The organism is Tenacibaculum xiamenense (assembly GCF_964513065.1).
Lineage (GTDB): Bacteria > Bacteroidota > Bacteroidia > Flavobacteriales > Flavobacteriaceae > Polaribacter > Polaribacter xiamenense.
In genome coordinates this window covers 351,990-371,158 of the sequence record NZ_CAZEQU010000011.1, presented here as the reverse complement: position 1 = coordinate 371,158, position 19,169 = coordinate 351,990, and the positions used below count along the sequence as shown (strand labels likewise).

The 19,169-nt window shown below is 32.9% G+C and carries 17 protein-coding genes; 9 read left to right on the top strand and 8 right to left on the bottom strand.

Annotation, left to right across the window (positions count from 1 at the left end; all coding sequences use genetic code 11):
* Entirely contained in the window at positions 1-807 is an 807-nt protein-coding gene (locus ACKTTV_RS04910) for a sensor histidine kinase (RefSeq protein ID WP_408029696.1), read from the bottom strand.
* A gap of 342 nt (positions 808-1,149) precedes the next feature.
* Here ACKTTV_RS04910 and ACKTTV_RS04905 point away from each other — a divergent pair, with 342 nt between their 5' ends.
* Positions 1,150-2,037 (top strand): tetratricopeptide repeat protein, encoded by an 888-nt coding sequence (locus ACKTTV_RS04905; protein ID WP_408029695.1) that lies wholly within the window; start codon positions 1,150-1,152, stop codon positions 2,035-2,037.
* Between the two features lie 11 nt (positions 2,038-2,048).
* Complete coding sequence (locus ACKTTV_RS04900) at positions 2,049-2,435, top strand: DUF1573 domain-containing protein (protein WP_408029694.1); 387 nt, start codon at positions 2,049-2,051, stop codon at positions 2,433-2,435.
* 378 nt (positions 2,436-2,813) lie between these two features.
* On the opposite strand, the gene ACKTTV_RS04895 is transcribed toward ACKTTV_RS04900, so the two are convergent.
* From ACKTTV_RS04895 to ACKTTV_RS04865, 7 genes are all read right to left on the bottom strand, one after another.
* A complete protein-coding gene (locus ACKTTV_RS04895) occupies positions 2,814-3,560 on the bottom strand; it encodes a succinate dehydrogenase/fumarate reductase iron-sulfur subunit (protein ID WP_408029764.1) in 747 nt (248 codons plus the stop codon).
* Between the two features lie 18 nt (positions 3,561-3,578).
* A complete protein-coding gene (locus ACKTTV_RS04890; protein WP_408029693.1) occupies positions 3,579-5,594 on the bottom strand; it encodes a fumarate reductase/succinate dehydrogenase flavoprotein subunit in 2,016 nt (671 codons plus the stop codon).
* A gap of 16 nt (positions 5,595-5,610) precedes the next feature.
* Positions 5,611-6,288, bottom strand: coding sequence for a succinate dehydrogenase cytochrome b subunit (locus ACKTTV_RS04885; protein WP_408029692.1), 678 nt, complete (start codon positions 6,286-6,288; stop codon positions 5,611-5,613).
* 205 nt (positions 6,289-6,493) lie between these two features.
* Positions 6,494-7,450, bottom strand: coding sequence for a sterol desaturase family protein (locus ACKTTV_RS04880; RefSeq protein ID WP_408029691.1), 957 nt, complete (start codon positions 7,448-7,450; stop codon positions 6,494-6,496).
* Positions 7,451-7,523: 73 nt separating this feature from the next.
* Positions 7,524-8,213, bottom strand: a complete 690-nt coding sequence (locus ACKTTV_RS04875; protein ID WP_408029690.1) for an alpha/beta fold hydrolase — start codon at positions 8,211-8,213, stop codon at positions 7,524-7,526.
* A gap of 4 nt (positions 8,214-8,217) precedes the next feature.
* Positions 8,218-8,835 carry a DUF6973 domain-containing protein gene (locus ACKTTV_RS04870; RefSeq protein ID WP_408029689.1) on the bottom strand — a complete coding sequence of 206 codons (618 nt, stop codon included), beginning with the start codon at positions 8,833-8,835 and terminating at the stop codon, positions 8,218-8,220.
* Between the two features lie 17 nt (positions 8,836-8,852).
* A complete protein-coding gene (locus tag ACKTTV_RS04865) occupies positions 8,853-9,653 on the bottom strand; it encodes an XRE family transcriptional regulator (protein ID WP_408029688.1) in 801 nt (266 codons plus the stop codon).
* Positions 9,654-9,962: 309 nt separating this feature from the next.
* On the opposite strand from ACKTTV_RS04865, the gene ACKTTV_RS04860 reads away from it, so the two are divergent.
* The 7 genes from ACKTTV_RS04860 to ACKTTV_RS04830 all read left to right on the top strand — a co-directional run bounded on the left by ACKTTV_RS04860 (position 9,963) and on the right by ACKTTV_RS04830 (position 18,789).
* On the top strand, positions 9,963-13,472 hold the full coding sequence (locus ACKTTV_RS04860) for a hypothetical protein (RefSeq protein WP_408029687.1): 3,510 nt from the start codon (positions 9,963-9,965) through the stop codon (positions 13,470-13,472).
* A 290-nt stretch (positions 13,473-13,762) separates the two neighbouring features.
* Entirely contained in the window at positions 13,763-16,363 is a 2,601-nt protein-coding gene (locus ACKTTV_RS04855) for a hypothetical protein (protein WP_408029686.1), read from the top strand.
* Between the two features lie 12 nt (positions 16,364-16,375).
* Positions 16,376-16,690, top strand: a complete 315-nt coding sequence (locus ACKTTV_RS04850; protein WP_408029685.1) for a hypothetical protein — start codon at positions 16,376-16,378, stop codon at positions 16,688-16,690.
* A 194-nt stretch (positions 16,691-16,884) separates the two neighbouring features.
* Positions 16,885-17,379: a hypothetical protein gene (locus tag ACKTTV_RS04845; protein ID WP_408029684.1), complete on the top strand. Its 495-nt coding sequence runs from the start codon at positions 16,885-16,887 to the stop codon at positions 17,377-17,379.
* Positions 17,376-17,870: a hypothetical protein gene (locus ACKTTV_RS04840; protein WP_408029683.1), complete on the top strand. Its 495-nt coding sequence runs from the start codon at positions 17,376-17,378 to the stop codon at positions 17,868-17,870. Before ACKTTV_RS04845 ends, ACKTTV_RS04840 begins: the two co-directional genes overlap by 4 nt.
* A complete protein-coding gene (locus ACKTTV_RS04835) occupies positions 17,870-18,211 on the top strand; it encodes a hypothetical protein (RefSeq protein ID WP_408029682.1) in 342 nt (113 codons plus the stop codon). The genes ACKTTV_RS04840 and ACKTTV_RS04835 overlap by 1 nt, the downstream gene beginning before the upstream one ends.
* A gap of 296 nt (positions 18,212-18,507) precedes the next feature.
* On the top strand, positions 18,508-18,789 hold the full coding sequence (locus ACKTTV_RS04830) for a hypothetical protein (protein ID WP_408029681.1): 282 nt from the start codon (positions 18,508-18,510) through the stop codon (positions 18,787-18,789).
* The last annotated feature ends 380 nt before the right edge of the window (positions 18,790-19,169 follow it).

Below are 19,169 nucleotides of genomic sequence, written 5' to 3'. Positions count from 1 at the left end.
CTACAATAAATTTAACCTCAAAGTAACTTTGAAGATTCCATTCGTTTCAATTTTTAGTTCATAATTATCTCTATACAACAAATCAAGTCGCTTTTTTAGATTTTCAAGACCAATACTGGTTTCTGAAGCTTGTTTATTAGGGTCATAATCATTTGAGCAAATACAATTAAGATAATTATCGTTAACATTAATTTTAATATCAATAGTACTTCCTAATAAGCTATGCTTAAATGCATTTTCAATAAGAGTTATTAAAAGCAACGGAGCAATTCTATGAATCGTATTGTCAATGGAGGTTGTGTAATTGATTGTTTTAATTCCTTCAGTTCTTAATTTTTGGAATTCAATATAATTATCAATAAATAATAACTCGTTGGATAATGGTACTTTTTCGGAATTACTTTCGTAAAGAACATGTTTTAAATTTTCAGCGAGCTTCAATATTAAGTTCGGAGTTTCGTCGGGTTTCTCTAATGAAAAAGAGTAAATAGTATTTAAATTATTCAGTAAAACGTGTGGGTTAATTTGAGACTTTAAAAACTTTAATTCCAAAGTAGTTCGTTCTTGTTTAATGGCTTCAATTTCTTGTGTTCTTTCTATATATCTAAAAAGCATCCATATAAACGAAAAGAATGTTAATGGAACAATGGTTTGCCATAAATAGTCGCTCAGGCATTTTAAAAAAGAACATCCACATCTCGTAAATACATTGCAATATAACTGTGTTGCAAGGAAGGCAATAGTTAAAAATACGGCTGTGTATATGAAATACCATCGTTTTTGGACGAAATAAGGCAATAAAACCATATTGTTGGTATATACTATTACAACGAGAATAAATAAGTACTGTAGGAACGGGTTTTCGGCCCAATAATACTGAGTCAACACAAATAATGACACAAATATAAAAAGAGCCCAAAAGAGCAGATGAATAATAATTTGTGTACCGTATTTTTTAATAAAGTGCATAGGAGTGTCAAAGTAATGAAAAAGCTGGATTAATTTTTCGTTTTAGGTACAAATAACCATTTGCACGGTACGAATTACAGTGCTTCAATCAGTAATACAGGTTTGTAAGTAGCTTATCCTTTGTTTTTTTTAATGGTTTTGATCTTAAATACTTTAGTGGAAGTAATATAATAATCAACTATGATACGAACATTTTTATTTCTTGCTTTATGGAGCTCTGGATTATTACTCGCTCAGAACAAAGGCAGTTTAGTTTCTGACAGTAAAGGAAAACCAATGCTATTAGGAAAAACAGATATATCGGTTATAAATACGGATAACTTCAAATGGTTTAAATCCAATTATGATGCATATCTAGTAAATGATAGGGTAATTGCGAAGATCAAGGATTCGTTAAATAAATATAATATCAAGGTGTTTTATGGGACTTGGTGTGGGGATAGTAAAAGAGAGCTACCAAAGTTTTACAAAACAATAGAACAGGCAGATTTTAACATGGGAAACCTTGAAATGATTGCCGTTGATAGGAAGGAGGATGCGTACAAACAGTCTCCAAACGGTGAGGAAAAAGGGTTAAATATTCACCGAGTACCCACATTTATTTTTTATAAGGATGGAAAAGAAATAAATAGGATTGTTGAGTTTCCAAAACAAGATTTTGAAAGAGATATTTTGAACATTGTTAGCGGGCAGAGATATTTTTCAAACTACCGAATTGTGGGGTATTTGAATAAACTGTTAAATGAGAATACTGTTGAAGAGTTACGACCTAATATAATGCAATTCGCGGCAAGTTTTGCAGAGTTTACCATTGGAAGCAGAGAATTAAATACCTATGGATATAAATTGTTAAGATCTAATCAGATTCAAAAGGCCTTATTTGTATTTGAGCTAAATGTTAAAATGTATCCCTACAAACCCAATGTGTATGACAGTATGGGAGAGGCGTATTATACGTTGAATAAGTTTGAGGAAGCATTGGAAAATTACGATAAAGTATTAGAATTAAAACCCAATGATAAAAATGCTTTAGCAATGATAGAAAAGATTAAAAAGAAGTTTAATTAAAAATAAAAATTATGAATGTAATTAAAATGATGGTAGTGTTGTTACTTGGAGTAACTACTATGGCAGCGCAGGAGATTGAGTTTAAACAAGAAACTATTGATTTTGGAAAGGTAGCCTACAACTCGGAAGGTAAAAGAACTTTTGAGTTTACAAATGTTGGATCAGAACCTTTAATTATCAAAGAAGTTAAATCAAGCTGCGGTTGTACTGTTCCAAGAAAACCGGAAAAACCAATTATGCCTGGAGAAAAGTCTTATATCGATGTGGCATATGATACAAAAAGAATAGGAGGCTTTATGAAGTCGTTAATTGTTTATTCGAACTCTAAAGAACAAAGAAAGGTGATTAAAATTAAGGGTTTTGTGGAAAGAATCAATAATACTATTGTTTCGAATTAATCATTGTTTTGATCAATTTGCGATTAGAATGGAAATATGATGGGGAAATTGTATTCACAGTTTTTGGGGGCTTATTTTCATTCAGAAAGCAAAAGCCCGAGTGATTTTTCACTCGGGCTTAAGTATATCTCATTAGAGATTGTGAAATGTAAGGTGTTGACGTTTTCACACTCAAATCCCCCCAGACTTTTATGTAAACTTAGTCAAACAACTGAAACAAAAATATACCTTATTTAATTAATTATCAAATAATCAAGCATGAGCGTCGGTATTCGGGGAATGAATGCATGCTTTTTCAATCTAAAGAAGATAATAGAGTATAAAAAAAGCTCGTTTGATAAGTCAAACGAGCTTCTATATTTTCGAAGGAAAGAAAAACTATCCTTTTAAATTTGCCTTAATAAACTCAGAATTCATGCGAGCAATGTTTTCTAAAGAGATTCCTTTCGGACACTCAACTTCACATGCTCCAGTATTGGTACAGTTACCAAAACCTTCTAAATCCATTTGAGCAACCATGTTTTTAACACGATCTGTAGCTTCAACTTGTCCTTGAGGTAATAAAGCATATTGAGAAACTTTTGCTCCAACGAATAACATTGCAGAAGAGTTTTTACAAGTTGCAACACAAGCACCACAACCAATACAAGTTGCAGCGTCGAATGCTTTATCTGCATTTTCTTTATTAATAGGAATTGCATTCGCATCTTGAGTATTTCCTGATGTATTTACAGAAACATACCCACCAGCGTGCTGAATTCTATCAAAAGCAGAACGATCCACTACTAAGTCTTTTACAACTGGGAAAGCTTTTGCTCTAAATGGCTCAATAAATATAGTATCACCATCGTTAAACATACGCATGTGTAACTGACAAGTGGTAACACCTCTATCAGGTCCGTGAGCTTCTCCATTAATGTATAATGAACACATTCCACAGATACCTTCACGACAGTCATGGTCAAAAGCAACAGGCTCATCACCCTTTGCAATTAATTGCTCATTTAATACATCCAACATTTCTAAGAAGGACATATGTTCAGAAATATCGGTCACTTTATATTCGACCATTTTTCCTTTATCACTTGCGTTTTTCTGACGCCAAATTTTAAGTGTTAAATTCATATTCATAATAATCCTTTCTTATTTGTATGAACGTTGTTTTAATTCAATATCGTTAAACTCTAAATCTTCTTTGTGTAAAACAGCATCCGCTGGCTCTCCTTTATATTCCCAAGCAGAAACATAAGTAAAGTTTGCATCGTCACGTTTAGCTTCTCCTTTTTGAGGTCCGTCTAGCTCAACAGACTCTTCTCTAAAGTGTCCTCCACAAGATTCTGATCTATCCAGTGCATCTCTTGCAAATAACTCTCCTAGTTCTAAGAAATCAGCAACACGACCTGCTTTTTCTAATTCTGGATTCATTTCATTTGCACCTCCTGGAACTGTTACATTTTTCCAGAAATCATCACGTAAAGCTTTAATCTCAGCAATTGCTTCTTTTAAACCTTTTTCGTTTCTAGACATACCACATTTATTCCACATGATGTTTCCTAATTTCTTGTGGTAGTAATCTACAGAATGACTTCCTTTATTATTAACGAAGAAATCAATACGCTCTTTCACTGCTTTTTCAGCTTCTTCGAATTCTGGAGTTTCTGTTGAAATTTTTCCAGTTCTAATATCATTTGATAAGTAGTCTCCAATAGTGTAAGGAAGAACGAAATAACCATCAGATAAACCTTGCATTAAGGCAGAAGCTCCTAATCGGTTAGCTCCGTGATCAGAGAAGTTAGCTTCTCCAATAGCATAACAACCTTCAATCGTCGTCATTAAGTTATAATCTACCCAAATTCCACCCATTGTATAGTGTACCGCTGGATAAATCATCATTGGAGTTTTGTATGGATTCTGATCTACGATCTTCTCATACATCTGGAATAAGTTTCCATATTTGTTTTCAACAACCTTTTCACCTTCTGCTAAAATTTCAGTATGTGTAGGATTGTCGTTTCCTTTTAATTTACATTGCTCCTTACCGTAACGCTCGATAGCTGATTTAAAATCTAAATAAACAGCTTCACCAGTAGCGTTAACACCGAAACCAGCATCACAACGCTCCTTAGCAGCACGAGACGCTACATCACGAGGTACTAAGTTACCGAAAGCAGGGTAACGACGCTCTAAGTAATAATCTCTATCTTCTTCAGCAATTTCAGTAGGCTTTAACTTTCCTTCTCTAATTGCTAAAACATCTTCCATTTTCTTAGGAACCCAAATACGACCATCATTACGTAACGATTCAGACATTAACGTAAGTTTTGATTGATAGTCACCTGAACGTGGAATACATGTAGGGTGAATTTGAGTAAAACATGGGTTTGCGAAGAAGGCTCCTTTTTTATGGATTTTCCATGCAGCAGTTGCATTCGATCCCATTGCGTTTGTAGATAAGAAATATACGTTTCCATATCCACCAGAAGCAATTACTACAGCGTGTGCTGAGTGACGCTCTATTTCACCAGTAACCATGTTACGAGCAATAATACCACGAGCTTTTCCATCAACAATAACAACATCTAACATTTCATGACGATTGAACATTTCAATCTTACCACGAGCAATTTGACGGTTCATTGCAGAATAAGCTCCTAATAATAACTGCTGACCTGTTTGACCTTTAGCGTAAAAAGTACGAGATACTAATACTCCACCAAATGAACGGTTGTCTAGTAATCCACCATAGTCACGAGCAAAAGGAACACCTTGAGCAACACATTGGTCAATAATATTTGCTGAAACCTCAGCTAAACGATAAACATTTGCTTCACGAGAACGGTAATCTCCTCCTTTTACAGTATCATAAAATAAACGATATGTTGAGTCACCATCACCTTGATAATTCTTCGCTGCATTAATACCTCCTTGAGCTGCAATAGAGTGAGCTCTACGAGGTGAATCTTGATAAGCAAATGCCTTTACATTATATCCTAGCTCAGCTAACGTAGCAGAGGCAGAACCTCCTGCTAAACCTGTACCAACAACAATAACATCAATTAAACGCTTGTTTGCTGGGTTAACTAAGTCGATTTTATCTTTATAAGTTGTCCACTTATCTTTTAATGGACCCTTTGGTACTTTTGAATCTAAAATTGCCATAATTTAAGTGGTTTTATTAATGAACGAAATGGTGAAATAACGCGATAATTATGAATCCAACTGGAATTCCTATCGCATAAATTTTACTGAAGGTTTTCAATCCTCTAGTGTACTTATTATTCAATCCAACTGATTGGAAAGCAGAGTTGAAACCGTGTAATAAGTGTAATGCCAAGAACACAAAAGCAATTACGTAAGCAGCTACTCTTATTGGGTTTACAAACTTGTGCTGTAATTCATGGAAATATCTGAATTCACCATTGTGCATTCCAGTCCAATCTCCTTGAATAAACTTTGTGTTCAATTCAGGAATCCAGAAATCGATGAAGTGTAAAACCACGAAAGCTAAAATTGCAAGACCACTGTACACCATGTTTCTACTCATCCAAGTAGAGTTGGCAGCACCATTATTTTTAGCATATTTTACTTGACGAGCACTGTTGTTTTTTAACTCTAAAATGAATCCCATTACAAAGTGAAAAACTACACCAAAAATCAACACAGGCTGCAATGCATACTGTACTAAAGGGTTGGTTCCCATAAAGTGAGATAATTTGTTAAATGTAGCTCCGTTGTCAGGGAAAATAGAAGTAATGTTGATTGCAAAGTGCTGTAGCAAAAAGAACATTAAGAAAAATGCCGAAAGTGCCATGGCGATTTTTCTTCCGATAGAAGATTTTAATAATCCGCTCATTATTTTGTATGTTGATTAAATAATAGCTACAAATTTAAGAGCTATGCGTTACTTGGACAAACTTTCGTATTTGTTTTGTTTGATATTTAGAATCGGTTTAAATAGTGTTTTGCTAATGACCAAGTGAATTTATATTGAAGTATTTATTTGCTTTAATTCGCTGTTTATAAAAGCTAGGAAGGAATAGTTTTAGGAAGGATAAAATTTATTTAATTAACTTTCGAAATGAATTGTAAATATTTACAAATGGATTTGCAAGATTTCCCCAAAATGTACTGAACTTACTATCGCTTTCGTCTATTCCGAATTTAATCTCTTTAGTAGACTTGGAAAGAACTAATGTACCGAACATCCAGTCCCAAATAGCAAGTTTTGACCCCATGTTTTTGTCAAAATGCTCAGGTGAATTGCTGTGGTGAATTTGATGTTGAAAAGGACTGATCAATAGTTTTTCTATAAAATTAGGATAAGTAAGTTTAATGTGTGAATGCCTTAAGTTAGCACCTAAAAACATAAACAAGAAACCAAAAACGTTCACGCCTAAAAAAACTAATTTGTTAATCTGATGATTTGATAGATAGTCAAAGATACCTGTAAGCACTCCGAAAACTAAAAGGCTCTTCGCATTGTTAATCAAAAGTTCAATTGGATGAATTCTATATTGGGTAAATGGATTCAGTTCTGTTGCTGAATGATGTACTTTATGAAACTCCCATAAAAACGGAATCTTATGCATCAAAAGATGAATTAGATAGGTGAAGAAATCTCCTACAATAGTTAGGGCAATGGTGTAATAAACAATAGTTTCTGTTTTACCAAGATTAACTGTAGCGTAACCAAATTTTTCTAATAGAAATTCGTTGGTGTAAAAAGCAATATACAGCCCAAGAATAAGATAAGGACCAATAAAAATGACCTTAAATAAACTATTGAAAATGACCATGGCGTAATCGACAAAAGCAGATTTACCAAGCCAAACTTTCTTAGGAAATAAAAAATTTAGAAAACCGCCTTTGTTTTTTGATTTATAATAAACATAATAAGCCAATACAGCTGATGATAGTAAGTAAATAAAGTAAGTTCTTCTATTGGGACTAGTCAAATAGGACAGAGAAACCTCAACGGCTTCGCTTAAAGTATCAAAAATTGCATTCAACTCCATACAACAGTCCTAAAAATGATAAAAATTTAAAAGAGTATTTCTTCAGGTGCAAAGATAAGGCTTTCTCAAATAATTATGAATCAAGAAAAGAAGACAATAGATATACCAACTCGTTCGGTTTTTCTAAAGGAATCATATGCCCGCACTGTTTTAAATTTACATAAGTAGACTTAGACATTTCTTTTGAAAGCTTTTTTACTTCATTAGGGTCAACTAAGGCATCGTTTTCCGCCGAAATCAATAAAGTTGGTTTTTTGTAATTCTTTAATTGATTGGTGATATCAACTCTTTTGGAAGTCGCTTTTAGTTGTTTTATCAGTACATCTTTTCCTAAATCGGCATCCATTTTTTTAATGATAGCTATTATCTCCTGATTATTGTGGTTGTTAGGATGTAAAAACTGTTGCACTCTAGCTTGAGAAATACCTTTATAACTATGTTTTTCTAAAAACTCAATGGTGCTTTTTCGTAACTTAATTTCATTTGAATCTAATCCTTTAGAGTTAGCAGCAATCACCACTAGTTTTTCAACTTTCTCTGGATATTGACTAGCGAAATTCATAACAGAAAAACCACCTAATGAAAAACCAATTAGTATCGAAGGGGTTTCAATGCTTTCAAGAATAATATTGTTAATCTCTTCAAAAGAAGATGCAGAAGTAATATCGATATGAATCGGGTTTATGTTTTCAAGTTGAGGGAATATATATTGCCATAAATCTTTGGTACACATGGTACCTGAAATAAAAAATATATTTGTCATTTGATTATTCTGTATTTGATGGAACTAAGCACTTATTGTTTTTCCATTTTCCTTGAAGCGATTCTGGTTTAATTTTATTACCTGAACAGGTTAAAAAGTTCCCGTTTTTATCTTTTTTGATAACCTTGAGTCTTCCTTGATAAATGGCATTAATTATCTTATAAATTAAACCTTGTTTCGACCTTTTTTTTCCTGTTAAAGTAAGTTTTAATCCAACTTCGTTATTGAATAAATCCATAGTGCTTGAAATCTCATCAGGAAAAATACCATCTTCAAGTTTTCTTTTTTTGAAGGTTTGATGGTTTTCTTTTTCATGGGCTTTTCCTAATGATCGAGCAGCGCTCTCACTTATTTCCTCATTCAATCTGGCCATCCAATAAGCATGCCTAAACGCATCAACCTGTCCTCCTGACGGATCTTTATCGAGTAGCGGCGATGTTTTCATGGAATCAGCAACCCTTTGAGCTTCTTTTGATATTAAAAAAGCACGCTTAGCTTTGAAAGGATGAAAGAGTACCCAAGTCCTTTTGGGACCCGATAGTGATTGAAATTTCTTCCAATTAGATTGAGCAAATAGGGATGAAGAGCAGAATAGAAATCCCCATAAAACGTATTTCAACATGAGTTTATTCGTAAATCTTAGTTATACCCACCAATTTGTTGCTCTAATTCAACTACTTTACTTTCTAAATCATGCAATCTATCATAAACATCAACAGGTTCTGGCATTTGTTTAGAAGCAAACATGGTTACGTACCATACTTCCATAATCTCTTCTGCATTGATGGTATAAGTAGGATAGTTACCCGTTTTATTATCGCTTTTTAAAATGAGTTTACCGCGTTGTTCAATTCGATTAATAACACGTTTTAAAACAATACCATCATTTTTACTTACAATAACATATACACGACCATCTTTAATATCATGAAGGTTTTCAACATATTTCCCAAAAACCAAATCTCCATCAAAGAAAGTACGAACCATAGAATTGCCTTGAACCTCAAAACAACGATAGGTTCCATTGTTTAAATGAGGCATGTGAAAAGAGGGTAATTGCTCTATATAATTTGCATCGCCATAACCATTCAAATATCCTGCCCTTGCTTGAATAGGAACATAAATAACATTTTCATTCCCTGTAGGATTTACAGCCACCACTTGTGGAACTCCAGAATATGTTTGAATTTGGTTGGTGTCTGACTTTAACATCACCTCACTTTTTCCAAATAAGTATTCAGGATTAATATCAAATTCATTGATAATGGCAGTTAAAACATCATAACCTGGCTTTGTTCTTTTTCGACTTCCATCGGGCTGTGGTCTACCGTTAATGATACTGTCTACAGTAGTTCCTGTAACACCAATTCGTTTTGAAAGTGAAAAATTATTGAGATTAAAAGTATCTCTGATAGCTGCTATTCTTTGAGAAATTTCCATCCGACTGCATATTTAAGTAGGTTGAAACATTTTACAATAAAAAGATTAACTTTTGTTTGTATGTTTTTGTAAAATGTTTTATATTTGCATTGTAATTTGATTGCTAATATACGAAAAAATTGTAAAAATCAAACATTTGTGTAGTTTTAGTGATTGTGTTTTAAGGGTTTTGACTTGAATTTCTTCATTTTTTTAAAATCCTACTCAAAATTTCAAACATTTTATTGAATTAAGTTCGCTAATGAGCTGTTAGAGAAGCAAAAAACAATTGCTCTAAAGAGCTTAGTTAATAATTTAAAAAGTATTAAAATGAGTAAAAAACCAATCAAATCAAACCTATTTAGGTTTGTAACATTGCGTGGTCCGCAAACTATTGAAGAGAAAAACTTAGAAATTGGGTTTATTAAATTTCCTGAAGGACAGAGTTCTTCGAATAAGGCTTTAACAGCTGTTGAAACTGTTACCACAGAACAAGGGAGAGAACAAGCATTACTTAATGCTTATAGCTCAAATTTTAAACCTTTAGATACACGTTTACAGGTAAAAAAAGAGTACACTAGTATTTATGAGTTTTCAATGTGGTTGGCTAGGAATAAGTCTGCATTAACCTATAAAGATATTCACGATAACTTTCCTTATACAAAACAACTAGATGGGTTAGTTGAAAAAATCGCTTACAAGGGACAGGTTTTTAAGGATCCAGAGCATGATTTATGGAATCAACTATTTTATAATACAATTAATAAAAAGTCAATAGAGGCAAGAGATTTGTTGATTCATTTGTTGATTGGGCTCGGGTTTATTAAGGAATTTATTGATTTTCAACCTTCAATTTTACCTAAGGATGGTTCACCGATATTTACTGACGAAGAGAAAAAAGAGTTTGAGCGTAGGGCAAATGCTAGTGTTGTAATTCCAAAAGAGGTAGTGTTATCTGCTAAAGGTGAGAATACCGATAATATCAGGTTGTCTAAGATAGCTTCTGATTATTTGACAAAGGTGTCAAAAACAGATAAAGCAAGTGAACGCTCTAAGCAGTATAAATTAGCGTTAAAAGAACTTGAGAAAAACCAGGAAATTTACCAGAAAACTGAAAAGTTGCGCTACGATCAGGCTTTAGAAAATCATAATATTGCTGTTGAAGATATTAAAAATGCAGCCGTTCCAACTGTTGAGGTAATTCGTGACGCTAAAACGGGTTTTCAAAGAGTTTCTAAAACATATCCTAATCTGGAACTGCCAAAATTCACATTTACTAAAAATCCAGAAATATTAAGAGTTGTTGGAACAAACGCAACATCCCAATTTTCGGAGGAGACAAATGTAATTTTAAATTCTAGCGAATTTGAAGTATATACAAGTTTTAATGAAATTAGCAGGAAATTAAAGCAGGAAATCAAAAAGGAGAACGAAATAATTTTAAATCATTCCCTTAATGATCAAAAAGAACTAAATATTAATGGAGAAAGATTTGGTTTCAATGTTCAAAGCCAAATGCCTTTATATTCTTATTCAGGGGATGTTTTCGGTGAATTTGGCAAAGGAAGTAAAATAACACTTTTTTTGAAGGTAGATGATATAGAGAATGTTGAGGCTACGGAAGTGTCATATGTTTTGAATGCATTCAAAGAGCAGAAATCATATCCAGGTACTACATTTGAAAGTTCTAGAAAGACAGGTTCTCTATTGAAAATTGTTTTATTTCCTGAATATTTACCCTCTTTAACCGCTGGACATTATAAATTATCTTGTACAATCAAGTTAAGCAATGGGGTTGATTTGGAGTTAAATAGTCGACAATTTTTAGTTGAACAGATTTTTGGGAGGTATGATGCGATTGGGGAGTTTGTAGGAAAATGTAAGATTCTTTCTCAGCCTTCAGACGAGGTTTCTTCTGATGGTATTGTCTATGGGGTTTCTCAATTAGGAATTGCTGATTTTAGAAGAGTTGAACAAGAAGTGTGTTGTTACGTGCCAGGAGAGGTTTCACATATTGAAAATGTTATGGCTCGTGAATATAAAGAGCGTTCGACACGAAACTTAACCTCACAAGAGCAAACTACCGAGCAAAGTTCAGAAACGGAGGTGGAGAATTTAACAGATACTTCTTCAACTGAGCGTAATGAAATGCAAAGAGAGGTTTCGTCTATCATGAATAAAGATTCGGCAACTAACTTTGGGGCAAATGCTGGAGTTTCAGGAAAAATATGGGATCAAGAATATTATGCAAATGCTAGTTTTAGTTCTTCAAATAGTAGTTCTGTTTCCAATTCTAACTTGCAAGCTCAAAATTATGCTCAAGAAGTAACCGAAAGAGCTTTGGAGCGAGTGGTTCAAAAGATAAGTTCTAAAAGAACATCTAGAATGCTACGTGAATTCGAAGAGAATAATACTCATGGATTTGATAATAGAAAAGGAGATAAACATATTACAGGGGTCTATCGTTGGGTTGACAAAATTTATAAAAATAAGCTTGTTAATTACGGTAAGCGTTTAATGTATGAATTTTCCTTACCCGAGCCAGCAAAGTTTTTTATTGACTCGTATTTAAATACTAAATTAGATACCAATAATAGTGAACTGATTGCTCCAAGTAAACCTGTTCATCCAAAGGAAGAAGGACTTACTTCAGCAGCTATATTGAGCGAATACAATTATCAAAAATTCTCTTCAAAATATAATGCCGAGGTTAAGGCTTATCCTTCAGATGTGTCGGTTGGAAAAGGGTTCTCTTTTACGACTCCAGAACATAGTGGAAATGAGTTTGACGAGGTTTCTGCAGGAGCTGAAGAGATTGTTATTCCTGAAGGTTATAAAGGAACTTGGTATGAAGTGGCAATATCTCAATCAGATGAACGAGATGATGGTAGAGGGATTCAAGTTTTATTAGGTGGAAAGACTTGTGCTGTAGGTTACCCGCAACAAATAGCAGGGGAACATACTGGAAAAATTACGGCTTCATATTCGGTAATGGGGCGTCACTCTGGTAGTGTGAGTATCCGAATTTGGTGTGAAGTAACTAAAAAAGCATCGGAGGATTGGCAGAATGAAACCTATAAAGCTATTATGGACGCTTATAACCAGAGATTACAAGAGTATAATGAATTCATTCAAGCAAGAGAAATTGAATCAGGTGGTAGTGATGAGAAGAAAAAGGAATTTGCTTCGCAATTAAATCGTACAATTGAAAAACGTGAATTAAAGCGTCTTGCTGTTGACTTATTGGCAAAACCTTTTGGCGCTCTTACTCGTAAAAGTCATTATAATGATGGGAATAATTCGGATGTTGTAAGAAATTCAGGGTTAAATGAACACTCGGCTACAGTTAAATTCTTTGAGCAGGCATTCGATTGGGAGATTATGGCGTATACCTTTTATCCTTATTTCTATGGAAAGAAAGATAGCTGGGCTGATTCTTTTGATTATATTGAAGGTAATGATCCTGTTTTTAAAGCTTTTCTACAAAGTGCTATGGCAAGGGCGGTAGTGCCTGTTCGACCTGGGTTTGAAGATGCAGTTAACTGGTATATGAAAACGGGTGAAATTTGGAATGGTCAAGGAATGGTGACTGATATGGATAGCGAGTTGTATTTATCAGTAGCGGATGAAATGCAAACTGTTGAAGGAGAGATTGAAGGTACTTGGGAGACAAGAGTGCCAACTTCATTAACTGTCTTACAAGCTGACTCTGTTGCATTGAATGAAGGTGGGCTTCCTTGTAATCCAGACTGTGAAGGGAATGGATTGTTTGATACGGTAAAAACATCGCCTGATGGTGTTGATTTTGATATTGTAGGTCAAACAAACACCATAGCCTAAAAAATATAGCAAGTCTTATCTATGTTTTTAGAATTCTGTTAACTTTTAGAAAAATGTTAGTAACAATGGTCTTTGCAAATACCTCATAATTATGCAACCATCGCTGACATTTAATAAAGTTTTTTAAAAAAACACATTCACCTTACTCCAAGTTTGTTTTATTGTTTCCAATGTTTTAAGTGCATTGGTGTTAGTCTATTATTGTTTCTTATTAAGGAAAGGAGAAGTGAGATTGTTTCAGAATTTACATAGATAAGGCTTGTTTTTAATTAATTAAAAACATAAAAAATATGCAAGCTCATGATTATGGACTTAAGTATTTCAAAAACAAAACCAATTTTCAAGGATTGGTTGTGTTTTCTGATAAAGAGCAAAATCAGTTCGAAAGCACATTGCCTTCAAGTCCTAACATATATATTGAAATTGAAAAAGTTGATGAAGATTCAAATAATTGGTTGCTACATTTAAATAGTAGGCTTTCTGGAGATTATGGCGATTTTTTTGCGGCTAACAAACCCCCATTCGGAGAAATTAATGAATCGGAATACAATTTCGATCAAGAAAAATTCTCCGTTTTACAAGGTTTTGTAGTTGATGCACCCAATGGAATGATTCCATACTATAAAATAAATGAAAAGTTATATTTAAAAGTAAATGTTGAAATTCAACTTGATGAAGTATTTCTTGAAGCTACGCGTAAAGCGGATATTGAAGTTAAGCCTTCTGAAACAGTGGCAATTGAATATGACGCTTATATTTCACTTTTCGTTTCCAGTAATGGAGCAAAATTAGAGAGGGCTTATCAAAACATAACCAACATAAAATCAAACGAAGTAGTCATTTTAATTGAGTCTAACGAAGGAAGTAATGTTTTTGGAACGGTTTTAAGAATTCATAAAGGAAAAAATGTAAAAACCTTGCCAGAAGTAGATCGGTTGACTATTTCAAAAATAGCTAAAGCTTATGGGGTTACTATTGAAACTCATGATTTAACGGCTATTATAAAAGAAGAGTTGGTAGATAATAAAAGTGCGTTTTATATATCGGTAACCAAATCATTAAAATATGGAGGAAGAGTTATTCGTTGGACTTCTGATGAAATATTATCCGGAGTCTCAGCAGTTTTAAAATCTGCCAGCCATGAAGTTAACGAGTTAAAACTTAATAAATCATATTGGCAAACAGAAATTAAAGGGAAGCCAAATAAGGATTTTGGCCCTTTACTTCCAAAATTAAAAGACGAAAAAGAAAGAATTGATACCAAAGCCTTAATAAACTCAATTTATAAAACCTATGTTGATCCGTTAACGAAGAAAATTACCAAAGCTTCTAAAGACATTTTAGAAAGTAAGTTTATAAGAAAGGTTATTCCTTTTAATATTGATAAAGTTATACAGGTGTTGAATAAAATACCTGAGTTACTTCAAGATTTTTTTGATGATGTGGCTGATCAAATGACTAACCTCTATTATTTTATTAATGGATTATTGGTTGGATTGATTAATAGTATTATTGAGTTTGTTAAGTCGATTTTTGATATTTTAGCAATGCTTTTTGATGTACTCAATGCAACAATTAAAAGCACAAAGTTCTTTGATAATCCTGCAACTTATTTAGGTCTTTTTGTCGAGAGTTTTGAAAACCTGATTGATGGCTTTGTGAGTCTCTTTACGCTTGATAATTTAAAAAGCATTATTGGTTTTGCGGCAAGTTTACCGGCTTTTATGACTAACATTTTAATTGCATTCATAAAGTCAGATAAAAAAGTGGATATCGATCCGGGAGCTTTAGGGTATTATTTTGGCTTTTTTGTTGGATTTGTAGCCTCTGAGGTAGTCACCTTTTTCTTAACTGGTGGAACTGGAACTGTTGCCAAAGCGCTTAAAGCAACCTTGCAATCGTATAAAGCCTTGGCACAAATGCCTTTAAAGGCCGCTAAAAATGCTGGCAAACTAGTAGGAAAAACAGTGGAATTTGGTATTGATACCTTCATGAAATTGGTGGATATTATTACCGATTTTGTAAAAAATATTCCAAAGCATATTGATACCTTAAAAGGTTGGATTGATGAGTTTATTGCTAGCTTACAAGCAAAGGTGTTGGTGATAGATAATGTTGCTTTTAGTGTAGTTGATCCAATTACTGCATTGGGAAAGTTATTTGTGAATGTTGCTGGAAAAGTAGCATGGAAAAAGCTTAGTAACCTTGGTGTTAGTATGATTAAGAATGAAAAAGGGGTATTTGCTTTTAATTTTAAAGGTAAAAATATTAAGTATAATCTCTCTTCGGAAGAGGCGGAATTTTTCTTAAAAGAATTATTCATAGATGTTAATTTGTATCAAAAACAGTATATAACAGAGTATTTGGATGAGTTGGTGAGAGTAGCAAGAAAATCAAAGGAAATAGGACTAGATTTAAAGACAATGTCAAGAAAATATTTGGGGGAAAATTATGATTATCATCCTTATACGAGGAAATATAGCGAGTTTCATCCTGACAATGTTATTTATTTTGACGAGATAGGTAAAAGAAAAAGTGAATTATTCATCAAAGACAATAGATTAGTGGATTCAAAAGGGAGGTTTTTCGATTCTTTAGATATTGATGATATGATGAATAATGGAAAAGCTATTTTTGTTATGGATGAAAATGGAAGGATTTTTGCTTCTAAATACTATGACATTGGCGTTATTCATCATTCTAGTTTTCTAAGAGGTGGACCAGTCGCCATGGCTGGAGAAATAGAAGTTTATAATGGATATATAGTTTCTGTAAACAATGCAACAGGTCATTATAAAACATGGGAGAAACATATAAAACAATTTATTACTTTTTTGAAAAACAAAGGAGTGACTGTTGAAGATATTAAGATAGATGTAATAAATAAATAAATGAATTAAGTAATGGAAGATAAAGTTTACATAAATCAATTGATGATGCCAGTTTGGCCTCTATATAATGTTGAAAAAATAATAGATGTTAAATACAACGATAAAAGTGCAAAGAGATTGTCAAAAGTATATTCGCAAACGCAACTGAATAACATATACAATGCTTTAAGTTGGGCTGATAAGAATCCTAATTATAATTTTTTGGAAATAATGAAAGATGCACCTACTCCCCGTAAACTAAAGTTTTCAAATAAAGAAATTTATAAGCACCTTATAAATTTTAAAAAGTTTATGGAAGATTTTGGACTAATAGAAGATGATAATTAATCGATTAGTGTGGATTGTAATCTGTACAAAGTATGCAATAGGATAACAAGACTTCAGGACAACCACCTTAATAGCGTATTAAGGTGGTTGTTCTTTTAAAAGCCCCAAAATGATTACTTTGCTTAACATTAGGAACTGGGAATATTGCTAAAGTTTTAAAAGAAACATTACGATAGTACAAAGCACTCATCCAAATGCCTTTGAAAGTAGGAAGATTGGTAGGTAAAACAGTAAAGTTTGGCATTGATACTTTTACCAGATTGATTGATGTTGTTGCTGATTTTATCAAAAACATTCCAAAACATATTGATACTTTAAAAGGTTGGATTGATGAGCTTATTGCTAGTTTGCAAGCTAAGGTGTTGGTGATAGATGATTTAGCTTATAGCGTTGTTGATCCGATTACCGCATTGGGGAAACTATTTGTAGATATGGCTCGTAAAAACGCATGGAAAAAACTCAATAATTTAGGGGTTTCCATGTTGAAAAGTGAAGACGGCTTGTATGTTTTTTATTATGATGATAAAAAACTTAAAGAAGGCTTAACGCAAGATCAAGCAGAAGAGTTTCTGAAAGAATTGTTTACTAAAACCAAAGACAAATCAGATGAAGCTGTTAAAAAGTATTTGGATGAATTATCTGATAGGCTTAAAAAAATTAAAAATATAATTTCGAAAGTCACTCCTTGAAGAAAAAATACAAAGGAGAGGAGTCAGAAAGTAAAGAAGGACTCGGATATTTTCCAAATAAACCTCCCAATATGAAAGTACGATGGTGTTGGCCATATTCTGTAAAGTACTTGGACGAAACAGAAAGGTTAAAATATAAAGTTGTTGTAAAAAACAAAAAACTATACAATAGTAAAGGTGATTTAGTAGATACTAAAAATGCTGGAGATAGTTCAGATTATTTAAGGAATGCAATATTTGTAATGGATAGAGATGGTACAATTTATTTGTCAGATTTTTACGTCCCAAGGCATTTTCATCATTCTAGTTTCTTAGCTGGAGCGCCAGTTAGTGCGGCTGGAGAGATAAAAGTAGTAAATGGTGTTATTAAAGAAATAGATCTTTCGAGTGGTCACTATGAACCAACTTTAAAGTTAAACGAACAAATTTTAAAGGTTTTGGAAAACGAGTTCGACATAAAAAATATCAATTTAAAAAATAGTTATAACTAATGAGAATAATAGAAGCATATCTAATGACACCTATATTATATCTTTATAAAGTAAAGAAAATAGAAGACGTCATATTTGATAAAAAGTTAGGCGAAAGAATAAAGGATTATGATGAATTAAACGATAGAAAAGGTGTTTATGAAATGCTTAAATGGGCAGAAGTGAATCCAGATTTTCATTTTGAATCAATAATGGAAAATGCTCCCGTAAGAGGGAAGTTAAAATTTACAAATGACGAAGTCTATTCTTATTTAATGGATTTCAAATCTTTTATGGAAAATGAAGAATTCGGATTATTGACGGATGATCGACCAACAAATCGTCCTTGGGAACAAGAGTAACACTAAAGCACTCGCTAAAACGAGTGCTTTTTTCATAATATGCTCAAAGCCTTTTAGAATGAAATAAGACTATTCAATAAAACAGTAGTCTTTGGTGTTGATACTTTTACTAGATTGATTGATGTTGTTGATGAGTTTATCAAAAACATCCCAAAGATACTAATTCCGGAAAATGGTATGATTGGAGTGGTAACTTAGTTGATTTTCATTCTCATGATTTTACATATCAAAAGTTTTAGGGTGTTTGTGTTAATACAAAGAAATGCTAATTTTAAAAGAGTGCTTAGAGTTATTTTATGAATCAAGAATTAAAAAGACCAGAAAAAGAAAGAGTTTTTTTTAAGAATTTAGAAGGAAAGGACTCAGGGAAGTATATAGGAGCAGAATATTGGTATAAAGGAGAGCCTTTTACTGGTTTTGTGGTGTTTAGTTATTGTGATAACGGTTTCATTGCTTCAGAGCAAGAGTATGTTGATGGTCAAACTATGGGGTGGGTTGTAGATTATCACGAAAATGGTAAAATTGAATATGAGTCTCTTGAATATGGGGCTTCATCAGTAGTTTTTTTACGAGTTTGATAATGAAGGCAATCAAATTGATGGTGGTTTTGTAAATACCAAGGGGTTATACAATTCTGTTGCTAGATATACTGGTATGCCTCAAGTTGATGAATATGGGTATACCGATGAATAAGTTCTCATGACTAGATTGATAAACTTTGAAAAGAGGTTGCCAAATTTTGGCAACCTCTTTTGTTATATTACAGTATTATTCAATGTTTTAATTTATGAAGTTAAAATTATTACAAAATAAACTGTAAAATGTTTGTGTGTTTTTGTAAAATGTTATATCTTTGTAGAGCTTTCTAACAGTTCATTGGAATTATTAACCTTTTTAATGTTATGCAGAAACTTAAAAGTTAGATTATCCCCTTTCAGGTAAGAAAAAATGAGAAAAA